Source organism: Citrobacter sp. Cpo061, assembly GCF_030332845.1.
In the GTDB taxonomy this organism is placed as follows: Bacteria; Pseudomonadota; Gammaproteobacteria; order Enterobacterales; family Enterobacteriaceae; genus Citrobacter; species Citrobacter portucalensis.
In genome coordinates this window covers 192,118-205,200 of the sequence record NZ_JAOWHB010000019.1, presented here as the reverse complement: position 1 = coordinate 205,200, position 13,083 = coordinate 192,118, and the positions used below count along the sequence as shown (strand labels likewise).

Here is a 13,083-nt window from a genome sequence, read left to right as displayed (position 1 = left end):
GCCGCATAATATACAGTTCTCAACGTAAAGCAAACGTTTTCGTCTGATTTTTACATGGTTATTATTCATGATGTTGATCTGTTTGGGGTGTTAAGGTTATTTGCCCTGTTTACTAAACGTGTTGTCAGACTGGCTTAATCGGCAGGTTTGGCGGTATTGTGGCAGGAATTTGGCATCTCACCCACCCGGGCAGATGAGATGCCTTAAGAGGCTGTATTACACTTCCAGGTAGTTCAGGATACCGTCTGCCGCTTTACGACCTTCGGCAATCGCGGTGACTACCAGATCCGAACCGCGCACGATGTCGCCACCGGCGAAGATTTTCGGGTTGCTGGTCTGGAAGGCGTTGTCGCTGCGCTCTGGAGCAATAATGCGGCCCTGAGAATCCAGTTCGACGCTGTGTTTTGCCAGCCACTCCATACTGTGCGGACGGAAGCCAAACGCCAGTACCACCGCATCTGCCGGAACAACGTGTTCGGAACCGGCGACGATCTCCGCACGGCGACGGCCCTTCGCATCCGGTTCACCCATTTCAGTACGCGCCATTTTCACACCGCATACCTTACCGTTGGCGTTCACTTCCACGCCTAAAGGCTGGACGTTGAACTGGAATTCGACGCCTTCTTCACGCGCATTTTTCACTTCGCGTTTGGAACCCGGCATGTTCTCTTCGTCACGACGATAAGCGCAGATGACATGTGCTGCGTTCTGGCGAACCGAGGTCCGCACGCAGTCCATCGCGGTATCGCCTCCGCCGAGAACGACGACGCGTTTGCCTTCCATGCTGATGTACGGCTCGTCGCTGCTTTCGCCAAAGCCCATCAACTGTTTGGTATTGGCGATCAGGAACGGCAGGGCATCAAACACACCGGAAGCGTCTTCGTTTTCCAGCCCACCGCGCATCGACTGATAGGTACCTACGCCAAGGAACACGGCGTCATAATCTTTCAGCAGATCGTCAAGCTGTACATCGCGGCCCACTTCCACGTTCAATTTGAACTCAATGCCCATATCGGTGAAGATTTCACGACGGCGGGTCATGACCTCTTTCTCCAGCTTGAAAGCCGGGATGCCGAAGGTCAGCAGACCACCGATCTCCGGATGACGATCAAACACCACCGCCTTCACGCCGTTACGGGTCAGCACATCAGCACAGGCCAGGCCTGCCGGACCGGCACCGATGATCGCCACGCGCTTGTCGGTTTGGCGCACGCCGGTCATATCCGGGCGCCAGCCCATTTCGAATGCTTTATCGTTGATATAGCGCTCGATGTTACCGATAGTCACCGCGCCGAACTCATCGTTCAGCGTACAGGATCCTTCACACAGACGATCCTGCGGGCACACGCGGCCACAGACTTCCGGCAGAGTGTTGGTCTGGTGCGACAGTTCTGCTGCTTCAAAAATACGCCCCTCGTTCGCCAGTTTCAGCCAGTTCGGGATGTAGTTATGCACCGGGCACTTCCACTCGCAGTACGGGTTACCGCAGGACAGGCAGCGGTCTGCCTGTGCTTTGGCCTGGCCTTCGGAAAACGGCTCGTAGATCTCGATAAACTCGATCTTACGGATCTTCAGCGGCTTCTTAGGTGGATCAACGCGCTGCAGGTCGATAAATTGGTATACGTTCTGACTCATTGCTGCTACCCCTTACTGCGCCTGCACACGCAGCTCTGCTGCGCTACGACTACGGTGACCCAACAGTGCTTTCACATCACTGGATTTTGGTTTTACCAGCGCGAATTTCGCCGAGAATGCTGGCCAGTTAGCCAGGATCTCTTCGCCGTGTGAAGAGCCGGTATGCTGTACGTGCTCGGTAATCAAACCGCGCAGGTGTTCCTCGTGGATAGCCAGCGAGTCCACGCTCAGCACTTCTACCAGTTCCGGGTTCACGCGTTTGCGGAACTCACCGTCTTCATCGAGCACGTAGGCGAATCCGCCCGTCATACCCGCTCCGAAGTTGACGCCCGTTTTTCCGAGAATACAGACGATGCCGCCGGTCATATATTCGCAGCCGTTGTCGCCAATACCTTCAACCACGGTGATTGCGCCGGAGTTACGTACTGCAAAGCGCTCACCTGCACGACCCGCGGCAAACAGGCGGCCACCGGTGGCGCCATACAGACAGGTGTTACCAATGATGCTCGCCTCATGGCTACGGAAAGCAGAGCCAACCGGAGGACGCACTGCCAGCAGACCGCCCGCCATACCTTTACCGACATAGTCGTTGGCATCACCGGTCAGATACAACTCCACGCCGCCCGCGTTCCACACGCCGAAGCTCTGGCCTGCGGTACCGCTGAAGTGCGCTTTGATTGGGTCAGACGCCAGCCCCTGATCGCCATGCGTTTGCGCGATATAGCCCGACAGCGACGCGCCAACGGAACGGTCGGTGTTGCAGATATCGAACCAGAAGGTTTTACTCTGGCGCTCGTCGACAAACGGTTTCGCTTGCTGTAACAACTGAGCGTTCAGCACGCCGTTATCAAACGGCGGGTTGTTCTCGGTGCAATGCAGCGCTTTACCCGGATGCGGTTCGGCGGTTTCCAGCAGACGAGACAGCTCCAGTTTCTGTTGCTTGGCGGTAAACCCTTCCAGCTCTTTGAGCAGGTCGGTACGACCAATCAGATCCACCAGACGCTTCACACCCAGTTGCGCCATCAGCTCACGGACTTCGCGGGCGATAAATTCAAAGTAGTTAGTCACTTTGAACGGCAGGCCGTGATAGTGGTTCTTACGCAGTTTGTCATCCTGAGTCGCCACGCCGGTTGCGCAGTTGTTCAGGTGGCAAATACGCAGGTATTTACAGCCCAGCGCCACCATTGGACCGGTACCGAAGCCGAAGCTTTCCGCACCCAGAATCGCCGCTTTAATGATATCGACACCGGTTTTCAGACCGCCATCAACCTGCAGACGAATCTTGTGACGCAGACCGTTAGCGACCAGCGCCTGCTGGGTTTCCACCAGACCGAGTTCCCACGGGCAGCCCGCATATTTCACCGAGGAGAGCGGGCTTGCGCCGGTACCGCCATCGTAGCCAGCAATGGTGATCAGATCCGCATAGGCTTTCGCCACGCCTGTGGCGATGGTGCCAACGCCTGGTTCGGAAACCAGCTTCACGGAGATCATCGCTTTCGGGTTGACCTGTTTGAGGTCGAAAATCAGCTGCGCTAAGTCTTCGATAGAGTAAATATCGTGGTGCGGCGGCGGGGAGATCAGCGTCACGCCCGGTACCGAATAGCGCAGTTTGGCGATGTACGGGGTGACTTTATCACCCGGTAACTGACCGCCTTCGCCAGGTTTCGCGCCCTGAGCGACTTTAATCTGGATGACATCGGCGTTGACCAGATACGCCGGGGTTACGCCAAAGCGACCGGAAGCAACCTGCTTAATGCGCGACACTTTATTGGTGCCATAGCGCGCCGGGTCTTCGCCGCCTTCACCGGAGTTCGAGTTGCCGCCGATGCTGTTCATGGCTTCGGCCAGCGCTTCGTGTGCTTCGGGGCTTAATGCGCCGATGGACATAGCTGCGGTATCAAAGCGTTTAAACAGTTCGGTCGCGGGTTCTACTTCGCTAATGCTTACGGCTTCATCGCCAGGCGTAATCGCCAGCAGATCGCGCAGCGTGGCCGCCGGACGCTCATTGACCAGCTTGGCATATTCCTGATAGTCGCTGTACTCGCCGCTTTGTACCGCCTGTTGCAGCGTGCGCACCACGTCCGGGTTGTAGGCATGGTATTCGCCGCCGTGGACGTATTTGAGCAAACCGCCCTGGCTGATAGGTTTACGTGCCAGCCATGCATGTTTGGAGAGGTTCAGCAGATCCTGCTGGAAGTCGCTAAACCCTGCGCCGCTAATACGGCTGACCACGCCCTGGAAGCACAGCGCCACGACATCATCGTGCAGACCAACAGCTTCAAACAGCTTCGAGCAGCGGTAAGAGGCGATGGTCGAAATGCCCATTTTGGACATGATTTTGTACAGACCTTTGTTGATGCCGTTACGGTAGTTCAGCATCACGGTCCGGTAATCTTTGGCAATCGCCTGAGTGTCGATCAGCCGTCCCAGCGTTTCATACGCGAGATACGGGTAAATGGCCGTCGCGCCAAAGCCGAGCAGGACAGCAAAATGGTGCGGGTCGCGGGCGCTGGCGGTTTCAACGATGATGTTGGCGTCGCAACGCAGGCTTTGTTCTACAAGGCGCGTTTGCACTGCGCCTACGGCCATCGGTGCAGGAACCGGCAGGCGGTTTTTCGCGATGTTACGGTCAGAGAGCACCAGCAGCACAGTACCGTTACGCACCATCTGTTCCGCCTTATCGCACAATGCTTTGACGGTCTCTTCGAGCGTGGTTTCGGTCACGTCGAAGGTGATATCCAGGCGGTCGGCGCGGTAATGCTCCTCTTTCATGGTGGTGAGCTGGGTGAAATCGGAGTACAGCAGGATCGGCGATTTAAAGCTCAGGCGGTGTGCCTGACCTTCGGCTTCGCAGAAGACGTTCATCTCACGACCGATGCTGGTGGCCAGCGACATAACGTGCGCTTCACGCAGCGGGTCGATCGGCGGGTTAGTCACTTGCGCGAACTGCTGGCGGAAGTAGTCATAAATGATGCGCGGCTGGCTGGACAGCACGGCAAACGGGGTATCATCACCCATTGAGCCGACCGCTTCCTGACCGTTTTCACCGAGCACGCGGATCACGGAATCCAGCTCTTCGGCGCTGTAGTTAAACTGTTTCTGATAGCTGGCGAGCGTGTCATCGTCCAGTTCGCGGCTGCCGACCTGATCGTCTGCGAGGTCTTCGAACGGCACCAGACGGCGGACGTTCTTCTCCATCCACTCTTTGTACGGATGGCGGCTTTTCAGATCGTCATCGGTTTCGGCGGAGTGCAGAATGCGCCCGCTGCGGGTATCGATAACCATCAGCTCGCCAGGGCCGACGCGACCTTTCTCGACGACTTCATCCGGCTGATAATCCCAGATCCCAACTTCAGAGGCACAGGTAATCAGCTTGTCTTTGGTGATGACGTAGCGCGCCGGACGCAGGCCGTTACGGTCAAGGTTACAGGCGGCAAAACGGCCGTCGGACATAACAATGCCCGCCGGGCCATCCCACGGCTCCATGTGCATGGAGTTAAAGTCAAAGAACGCGCGCAGCTCCGGGTCCATATCCGGGTTGTTCTGCCAGGCCGGCGGCACCAGTAAACGCATGGCACGGATAATGTCCATCCCGCCAGCCAGCAGCAGTTCCAGCATGTTATCCATTGAGCTGGAGTCGGAGCCGGTTTCGTTAACGAACGGTGCGGCGTCGTGCAGGTCTGGGATCAGTGGCGTCTGGAATTTATAGGTACGTGCGCATGCCCACTGGCGGTTGCCGGTGATGGTGTTGATTTCACCGTTATGCGCCAGGTAGCGGAACGGTTGCGCCAGCGGCCAGCGCGGTACGGTATTGGTGGAGAAGCGCTGGTGGAACAGGCAGATGGCCGATTCCAGACGCAGATCCGCCAGATCCAGGTAAAAGCGCGGCAGATCCGCCGGCATACACAGACCTTTATAGATATTGACCAGGTTCGACAAGCTACAGACGTAGAAGTCTTTATCGTCCTGGAGGCGTTTTTCGATGCGACGGCGCGCGATGAACAGGCGGCGCTCCATATCACGCGGACGCCAGCCCGCAGGGGCGTTGACAAAAATTTGCTCGATACGAGGCAGGGAGGAGAGGGCGATTTCACCGAGAACACCTTCGTTGGTCGGCACGTCGCGCCAGCCGACAATCGACAGGGTCTCCTGCTGTAATTCTTCTTCGACAATGCGACGAGAAGCCGCAGCCAGTTCAGCGTCTTTATTTAAAAAGATCATGCCGACGGCGTAGTTTTTAGCTAAACGCCAGCCGCGCTCTTGCGCCACGATGCGGAAAAAGCGGTCAGGTTTTTGTAACAGCAAACCGCAACCATCGCCGGTTTTACCATCGGCTAGAATTGCGCCACGGTGCTGCATGCGGGCCAGTGCGTGTATGGCGGTACGCACTACCTTGTGGCTAGGTTCGCCTTCTATGTGGGCGATCAGGCCGAAACCACAGTTATCCCTCTCAAGGGATTTATCGTACAACATATCAGTGAACCTCCCCAGGCTCTGCGGGATTCCCATCTGGACCGTTGCGCACGGGCACACCAAGAGCATGGCGACGGGGTTTGCGTGTCATACGCTTACCTCGCATTCGCCCTCTTTATCCTTTTCGCATAGGTCAAACAAGTTTGAGGACTTGCTTCAGAGGGAATCTCAATTACTGCATAAATATGATGAGCAGGCTGCTCATCCAGAAAGCTTCCAGCGGATTTCCACGTTATCGGGAATCCACACACAGGTCAAATGGCAATCTTATTTATGCAAAAATGTGCTATAGGACGATTAACTTTATGAATATATTGAAATTTAAGGCTTTTTTACATTGATTTAACGCAAGGACAATGGAGAGCGAAGTGTGATCTGTCTCACTGTCAGAAAGGCTGTATATCCCCCGTCCTCCCTTTGTTTATCGCTATGCTTGGCATTTTATGCTGGTTTTTAGAGTTTTGGCGTCTTAAAGATACTGTTTTTATGCTGAGAGTATAAGAAGATAAAAAAAACAGTCGGATATAAGGAAAAGTAATTTCATTTTGAATGAATGAAATTTCGATTATTTTGATTTGTTATGCAATAAATAAAGGCACGCCAGGGCGATTGATCCAGGTCATCGCCGACTGGGGCAAAAAATGGCAGGCTTTGGCCTCTTTTCAAGGCGCGGTCTACCAGATTATGCAGTTACAGAAATTAGTCAATATGTTTGGTGGGGATCTTTCTCGCCGTTACGGGCAAAAGGTTCATAAACTCACGCTTCACGGCGGCTTTAGCTGTCCAAATCGTGATGGCACCATCGGACGTGGCGGGTGTACTTTCTGCAATGTCGCCTCGTTTGCCGATGAAGCACAGCAGCACCATTCTATTGCCGAGCAGCTTGAGCATCAGGCGCATCTGGTCAATCGCGCGAAACGCTATCTGGCCTATTTCCAGGCCTATACCAGCACCTTTGCTGAAGTGCAGGTGCTGCGTTCGATGTATCAGCAGGCGGTTAGCCTGGCCAGTATCGTCGGGTTATGCGTTGGGACGCGCCCCGACTGCGTGCCGGATGCGGTACTCGATCTGCTTTGCGAGTATAAAGACCTCGGCTATGAGGTATGGCTGGAACTCGGTTTGCAAACCGCGCATGACAAAACCCTGCATCGTATTAACCGCGGCCATGATTTTGCCTGCTACCAACGCACTACGCGACTGGCACGCGAGCGTGGGCTGAAAGTGTGCTCGCACCTGATTGTCGGTCTGCCGGGAGAAGGGCAGGCAGAATGCCTGCAAACCATGGAACGTGTAGTGGAGACGGGTGTTGACGGTATTAAGCTGCACCCGCTGCATATTGTGAAAGGCAGTACGATGGCGAAAGCCTGGGAAGCCGGGCGGCTGAACGGAATTGAACTGGACGACTATACGGTTACCGCCGGGGAGATGATCCGTCATACGCCGCCAGAGGTGATTTATCATCGAATTTCCGCCAGCGCGCGCCGCCCAACGCTGTTGGCACCGCTATGGTGTGAAAACCGCTGGACCGGGATGGTCGAACTGGATAAGTACCTTAACAAGTACGGTGTGCAAGGCTCGGCGCTCGGTACGCCATGGATTCAGCCGGGGAGCTAACTCTCCGTAGGCCGGATAAGCAAAGCGACATCCGGCAATCTGCGCCTGCTTGCCTGATGGCGCTTTGCTTATCAGGCCTACGATGGCCTCTCCGCGGTCATTTCACCGATAACCTCCGCATTTCTTGCACAATCTTCAACGTCACGCTGAGAATTGAGTATTATTGTGCCAAGTTGTCGTGAAGGAACCCTCTATGAAGCAAATCCGTATGCTGGCGCAATATTACGTCGACCTGATGATGAAGTTAGGTCTGGTGCGCTTTTCGCTGCTGTTGGCGCTGGCTCTGGTCGTGTTGGCAATTGTGGTGCAGATGGCTGTCACCATGGTGCTGCATGGCCAGGTAGAAAGCATTGATGTCATCCGTTCTATCTTTTTTGGTCTGTTAATTACCCCCTGGGCCGTCTATTTCTTGTCTGTGGTGGTGGAGCAACTTGAGGAGTCCCGGCAACGCCTGTCACGACTGGTACAAAAGCTGGAAGAGATGCGCGAGCGCGATCTCAAGCTCAATGTGCAGCTGAAAGATAATATTGCCCAGCTCAATCAGGAAATTGTTGAGCGTGAAAAAGCCGAAGCAGAGCGCCAGGAAACATTCGAGCAACTGAAGGTTGAAATCAAAGAGCGCGAAGAGGCGCAGATCCAGCTTGAGCAACAGTCTTCCTTTTTACGCTCTTTCCTTGATGCCTCGCCGGATCTGGTTTTTTATCGCAATGAAGATAAGGAGTTTTCCGGCTGTAACCGTGCCATGGAGCTGCTGACTGGCAAAAGCGAAAAGCAGCTGGTGAACTTAAAACCGGCTGACGTTTACTCTCCTGAAGCGGCTGAAAAGGTGATTGAGACCGACGAGAAGGTGTTCCGCCATAATGTTTCGCTCACCTACGAACAGTGGCTGGACTACCCGGACGGGCGCAAAGCCTGCTTTGAAATTCGCAAAGTGCCTTACTATGACCGCGTAGGTAAACGACATGGTCTGATGGGCTTTGGGCGCGATATTACCGAGCGTAAGCGTTATCAGGACGCGCTTGAGCGCGCCAGCCGCGATAAGACCACCTTTATTTCTACCATCAGCCACGAGCTGCGCACCCCGCTTAACGGCATTGTCGGCTTAAGCCGGATCCTGCTGGATACGGATCTAACCGCGGAGCAGGAAAAATACCTGAAAACAATCCACGTCTCTGCTGTGACGCTGGGGAATATATTCAACGATATTATCGATATGGATAAGATGGAGCGACGTAAAGTCCAGCTCGATAACCAGCCAATCGATTTCACCAGCTTTATGGCGGATCTGGAAAACCTCTCTGGCCTACAGGCGCAGCAAAAAGGGCTGCGCTTTGTGCTTGAGCCGACGTTACCGCTGCCGCATAAGGTCATTACCGACGGAACGCGTCTGCGTCAGATCCTGTGGAATCTGATCAGCAACGCCGTGAAGTTTACCCAGCAGGGGCAGGTGACCGTGCGGGCGCGCTATGACCAGGGGAATATGCTGCATTTCGAAGTTGAAGATTCCGGCATCGGCATTCCGCAGGATGAGCAGGATAAAATCTTCGCTATGTATTATCAGGTGAAGGACAGCAACGGCGGTAAACCGGCTACGGGGACAGGGATTGGTTTGGCCGTGTCGAAGCGTCTGGCGAAAAACATGGGCGGTGATATTACGGTTTCCAGCCAGGCAGGAAAAGGGTCCATCTTTACGCTGACTGTGCATGCGCCTGCGGTAGCGGAAGAGATTGAAGATGCTTTTGAAGACGATGAAATGCCGCTGCCAGCCCTGAATGTGCTGCTGGTAGAAGACATTGAGCTGAACGTTATTGTTGCGCGCTCCGTGCTGGAAAAATTAGGCAACAGCGTGGATGTCGCGATGACCGGGAAAGCCGCGCTGGAAATGTTTACGCCGGGTGAATATGACCTGGTGCTGCTGGATATTCAGCTACCGGATATGACCGGTCTGGATATCTCGCGGGAGCTCACGCAAAAATATGCCCGTGAAGAGCTGCCACCGTTGGTTGCACTCACCGCCAACGTACTGAAAGATAAAAAAGAGTATCTGGACGCAGGCATGGACGACGTGCTGAGTAAGCCGCTGTCGGTTCCGGCGCTAACCGCCATGATCAAAAAATACTGGGATACCCGAAACGAAGAGGAGAGCACTGTGACATCTGAAGAAAGCAGTAAATCGCAAGCGCTGTTAGATATTCCTATGTTGGAACAATACCTCGAGCTGGTGGGACCGAAGTTAATTACCGACGGGCTGGCGGTGTTTGAGAAGATGATGCCGGGATATTTGAGCGTGCTGGAGTCCAACCTGACGGCACGGGACAAAAAAGGTGTTGTTGAGGAAGGCCATAAAATTAAAGGCGCAGCAGGTTCAGTGGGGCTGCGTCACCTGCAACAGCTTGGTCAGCAAATCCAGTCGCCGGATCTTCCTGCCTGGGAAGATAACGTTGCTGAATGGATTGAAGAGATGAAGCAGGAGTGGCAGCACGACGTGGCAGTATTAAAAGCCTGGGTGGCGAGTGTGGAAAAAAAATGACCCCGGCTTGACCGGGGTGCGCGAATACTGCGCCAACACCAGGGAAATCGTGGCTGCGCCGTAAATTATTATCATTGTTTACAAGGGCGCAGCCCTAATTTTCAGGCCGCACGCAGTTAAGATAGCAAATCTTAAATAATTTGTTACATGAATCAGTTAAATGTGTGAAGCGTAGCATTTAAATCATAATAACTAATATGTTTCAGCCAGTTGAGAAAGGAGTATTGCGATGAAAAAAGTGGGTGTAGTGCTCAGCGGATGCGGCGTGTATGACGGTGCAGAGATCCATGAAACTGTTCTCACGCTTCTGGCGATTGCCCGCAACGGCGCTCAGGCTGTCTGTTTCGCACCAGATAAACAACAAGCGGATGTGATTAATCATCTGACCGGCGAGCCGATGCTGGAAACTCGCAATGTGCTAATTGAAGCCGCGCGTATCACACGTGGCGATACTCGCCCACTTGCGCAGGCAGTCTCATCGGAACTGGATGCGTTGATCGTGCCGGGTGGGTTTGGTGCGGCCAAAAATCTGAGCAATTTTGCCAGTCAGGGCAGCGAATGCCGGGTTGACAGCGATTTAGCCGCGCTGGCGGTGGCCATGCATCAGGCGGGTAAGCCGTTGGGGTTTATGTGCATTGCGCCTGCCATGTTACCTAAAATTTTTGACTTCCCGCTGCGTCTGACCATCGGCACTGATATCGACACGGCAGAGGTGCTGGAAGAGATGGGCGCTGAGCATGTGCCTTGTCCGGTTGATGATATTGTCGTCGATGAAGACAACAAAATCGTCACCACGCCTGCCTATATGCTGGCGCAGGACATCGCTCAGGCTGCGAGTGGCATCGATAAACTGGTATCGCGTGTGCTGGTGCTGACTGAATGAGAAAAGGAGTAACCGCCTTTCTGCGACGTATTTTTTTGCGGGCGGTGGTTGTCCTCGCCGTATTCTGGGGCGGGGGCATTGCACTTTTCAGCGTGATGCCTGTGCCTTTCTCGGCGGTAATGGTCGAGCGACAGCTGGGCGCATGGCTGTCCGGTGATTTCGGCTATGTGGCGCACTCGGACTGGGTGAGTATGGATGAGATCTCACCGTGGATGGGACTGGCGGTGATTGCTGCGGAGGACCAGAAGTTTCCAGACCACTGGGGGTTTGACGTCACCGCCATAGAGAAAGCGCTGGCGCACAATGAACGCAATGAAAACCGCATTCGCGGGGCGTCGACGTTATCGCAACAGACGGCGAAAAACCTCTTTTTGTGGGATGGACGTAGCTGGGTGCGTAAAGGTCTCGAAGCCGGGCTAACGCTGGGTATGGAAACCGTCTGGAGTAAGAAACGTATTCTGACCGTCTATTTGAATATCGCCGAGTTTGGCGATGGAGTATTTGGCGTGGAGGCGGCGGCGCAACGGTATTTTCATAAACCGGCCAGTCGGTTGAGCCTGTCTGAAGCGGCCTTGCTGGCGGCAGTATTGCCCAATCCTTTGCGTTTTAAGGCGAATGCGCCTTCTGGTTATGTGCGTAACCGCCAGGCCTGGATTATGCGCCAAATGCGCCAGTTAGGTGGTGAGTCGTTTATGCGGGAAAATAATCTGTATTAGCGTAGTTATTGCCGGATGCGGCGTAAACGCCTTATCCGGCCTACTGGCTACGTTCTGTGTACTCGATTAATCTTCATCAAACCCTGAATTAAACAGGGCAATCACTGCGGCCAGGGCTTCTACTTCCTGTGGTCCCGTGGCTTCAACTTCTATCTGACGCCCTTTGGCTGAATCCAGCATCAGCAGAGCGATAACGCTGTTGGCCTCAGCTTCCGTTCCTTCATCATTACGCAGCAACACTTCTGCTTCGAAGCCCTGCATCAATTCAAACAGTTTCATCGCTGGGCGGGCATGCATACCCAGCTTATTCGTGATTTCAACGGTTTGCTTCACGGTCATGATTTACGTTTTTCCAGCGTGCGATGGCGTGACTGCACGTTTTTACCGCGTGAGCGGAAGTAGTCTGCCAGCTGCTCTGCAATATACACCGAACGGTGCTTCCCGCCGGTACAGCCGATGGCTACGGTAAGGTAGCTACGGTTGTTGGTCTCCAGCATGGGTAACCATAGCTCAAGATAGCTGCGAGTCTGGTAGATAAAATTGTGTACTTCTGTGTGCCTGTCGAGGAATGCGGCGACAGGGCGGTCAAGACCGGTCATTGGGCGCAGCTTCGGATCCCAGTGTGGGTTAGGCAGGAAGCGCACGTCAAAGACGTAATCCGCATCAATCGGGATACCGTGTTTGAAACCAAAGGATTCGAATACCATTGTCAATTCACGTTCACGTTTACCCAGCAGTCGGGTACGTAACATTTCTGCCAGTTCGTGTACGGACATTTCGGAGGTATCAACGATCAGGTCAGCGCGAGAGCGCAGAGGCTCCAGCAAATCGCTTTCCTTATCGATAGCGCTTTCCAGAGACAAGTTCTTGCTGGAGAGCGGGTGTAAACGGCGCGTGTCGCTGTAGCGACGAATCAGCGTGTTACGGTCTGCATCAAGGAACAGCAGCTGTGGTGAGAAACCCTCGGGCAGATTATTCATTGCCTGCTCAAAAATTTCCGGGGACTCAGGCATGTTGCGCACATCAATGCTGACGGCCGCAGAAATCTGGCGATCGGCCAGTGTACGAGCCAGATCGGGCAACAGCACTACGGGAAGGTTATCCACGCAGTAAAAACCCATATCTTCCAGCGCACGCAGGGCGACAGATTTACCTGACCCTGAACGGCCGCTGACGATCATCAGTACCATGTACTGTTTCTCCTCACAACGACAAAAAAGGATGCCATTGGG

At 54.2% G+C, this 13,083-nt stretch carries 8 protein-coding genes; 4 read left to right on the top strand and 4 right to left on the bottom strand.

Going from position 1 to position 13,083, the window contains the following annotated elements:
- Positions 1–216: 216 nt before the first annotated feature.
- Both OGX97_RS02290 and gltB read right to left on the bottom strand, forming a co-directional pair.
- Positions 217–1,635: a glutamate synthase small subunit gene (locus tag OGX97_RS02290; protein WP_032945128.1), complete on the bottom strand. Its 1,419-nt coding sequence runs from the start codon at positions 1,633–1,635 to the stop codon at positions 217–219.
- Positions 1,636–1,647: 12 nt separating this feature from the next.
- A complete protein-coding gene (gltB, locus tag OGX97_RS02285) occupies positions 1,648–6,108 on the bottom strand; it encodes a glutamate synthase large subunit (RefSeq protein ID WP_279850779.1) in 4,461 nt (1,486 codons plus the stop codon).
- A gap of 684 nt (positions 6,109–6,792) precedes the next feature.
- Between gltB and OGX97_RS02280 the strand changes: the two genes are divergently transcribed.
- The 4 genes from OGX97_RS02280 (at position 6,793) to mtgA (ending at position 11,851) form a co-directional block, all read left to right on the top strand.
- Positions 6,793–7,722: a TIGR01212 family radical SAM protein gene (locus tag OGX97_RS02280; protein WP_286591857.1), complete on the top strand. Its 930-nt coding sequence runs from the start codon at positions 6,793–6,795 to the stop codon at positions 7,720–7,722.
- A 193-nt stretch (positions 7,723–7,915) separates the two neighbouring features.
- Positions 7,916–10,252 carry an aerobic respiration two-component sensor histidine kinase ArcB gene (gene arcB, locus OGX97_RS02275; RefSeq protein WP_235126469.1) on the top strand — a complete coding sequence of 779 codons (2,337 nt, stop codon included), beginning with the start codon at positions 7,916–7,918 and terminating at the stop codon, positions 10,250–10,252.
- Positions 10,253–10,481: 229 nt separating this feature from the next.
- Positions 10,482–11,135, top strand: coding sequence for an isoprenoid biosynthesis glyoxalase ElbB (elbB, locus tag OGX97_RS02270; RefSeq protein WP_235126471.1), 654 nt, complete (start codon positions 10,482–10,484; stop codon positions 11,133–11,135).
- Positions 11,132–11,851 (top strand): monofunctional biosynthetic peptidoglycan transglycosylase, encoded by a 720-nt coding sequence (gene mtgA / locus OGX97_RS02265; protein WP_235126479.1) that lies wholly within the window; start codon positions 11,132–11,134, stop codon positions 11,849–11,851. Before elbB ends, mtgA begins: the two co-directional genes overlap by 4 nt.
- Positions 11,852–11,917: 66 nt before the next feature.
- Here the strand turns inward: mtgA and npr are convergent, their stop codons facing one another.
- Positions 11,918–12,190: a PTS phosphocarrier protein NPr gene (gene npr, locus OGX97_RS02260; protein ID WP_003828770.1), complete on the bottom strand. Its 273-nt coding sequence runs from the start codon at positions 12,188–12,190 to the stop codon at positions 11,918–11,920.
- Positions 12,187–13,041: an RNase adapter RapZ gene (rapZ, locus tag OGX97_RS02255; protein WP_003025085.1), complete on the bottom strand. Its 855-nt coding sequence runs from the start codon at positions 13,039–13,041 to the stop codon at positions 12,187–12,189. Before rapZ ends, npr begins: the two co-directional genes overlap by 4 nt.
- Positions 13,042–13,083 lie beyond the last annotated feature (42 nt).

Excerpts from the sequence above, each read along its gene's own strand:
- npr (WP_003828770.1), bottom strand. The coding sequence starts at position 12,190 with ATGACCGTGAAGCAAACCGTTGAAATCACGAATAAGCTGGGTATGCAT.
- OGX97_RS02280 (WP_286591857.1), top strand. The coding sequence starts at position 6,793 with ATGCAGTTACAGAAATTAGTCAATATGTTTGGTGGGGATCTTTCTCGC.
- elbB (WP_235126471.1), top strand. The coding sequence starts at position 10,482 with ATGAAAAAAGTGGGTGTAGTGCTCAGCGGATGCGGCGTGTATGACGGT.
- arcB (WP_235126469.1), top strand. The coding sequence starts at position 7,916 with ATGAAGCAAATCCGTATGCTGGCGCAATATTACGTCGACCTGATGATG.
- gltB (WP_279850779.1), bottom strand. The coding sequence starts at position 6,108 with ATGTTGTACGATAAATCCCTTGAGAGGGATAACTGTGGTTTCGGCCTG.
- OGX97_RS02290 (WP_032945128.1), bottom strand. The coding sequence starts at position 1,635 with ATGAGTCAGAACGTATACCAATTTATCGACCTGCAGCGCGTTGATCCA.
- mtgA (WP_235126479.1), top strand. The coding sequence starts at position 11,132 with ATGAGAAAAGGAGTAACCGCCTTTCTGCGACGTATTTTTTTGCGGGCG.
- rapZ (WP_003025085.1), bottom strand. The coding sequence starts at position 13,041 with ATGGTACTGATGATCGTCAGCGGCCGTTCAGGGTCAGGTAAATCTGTC.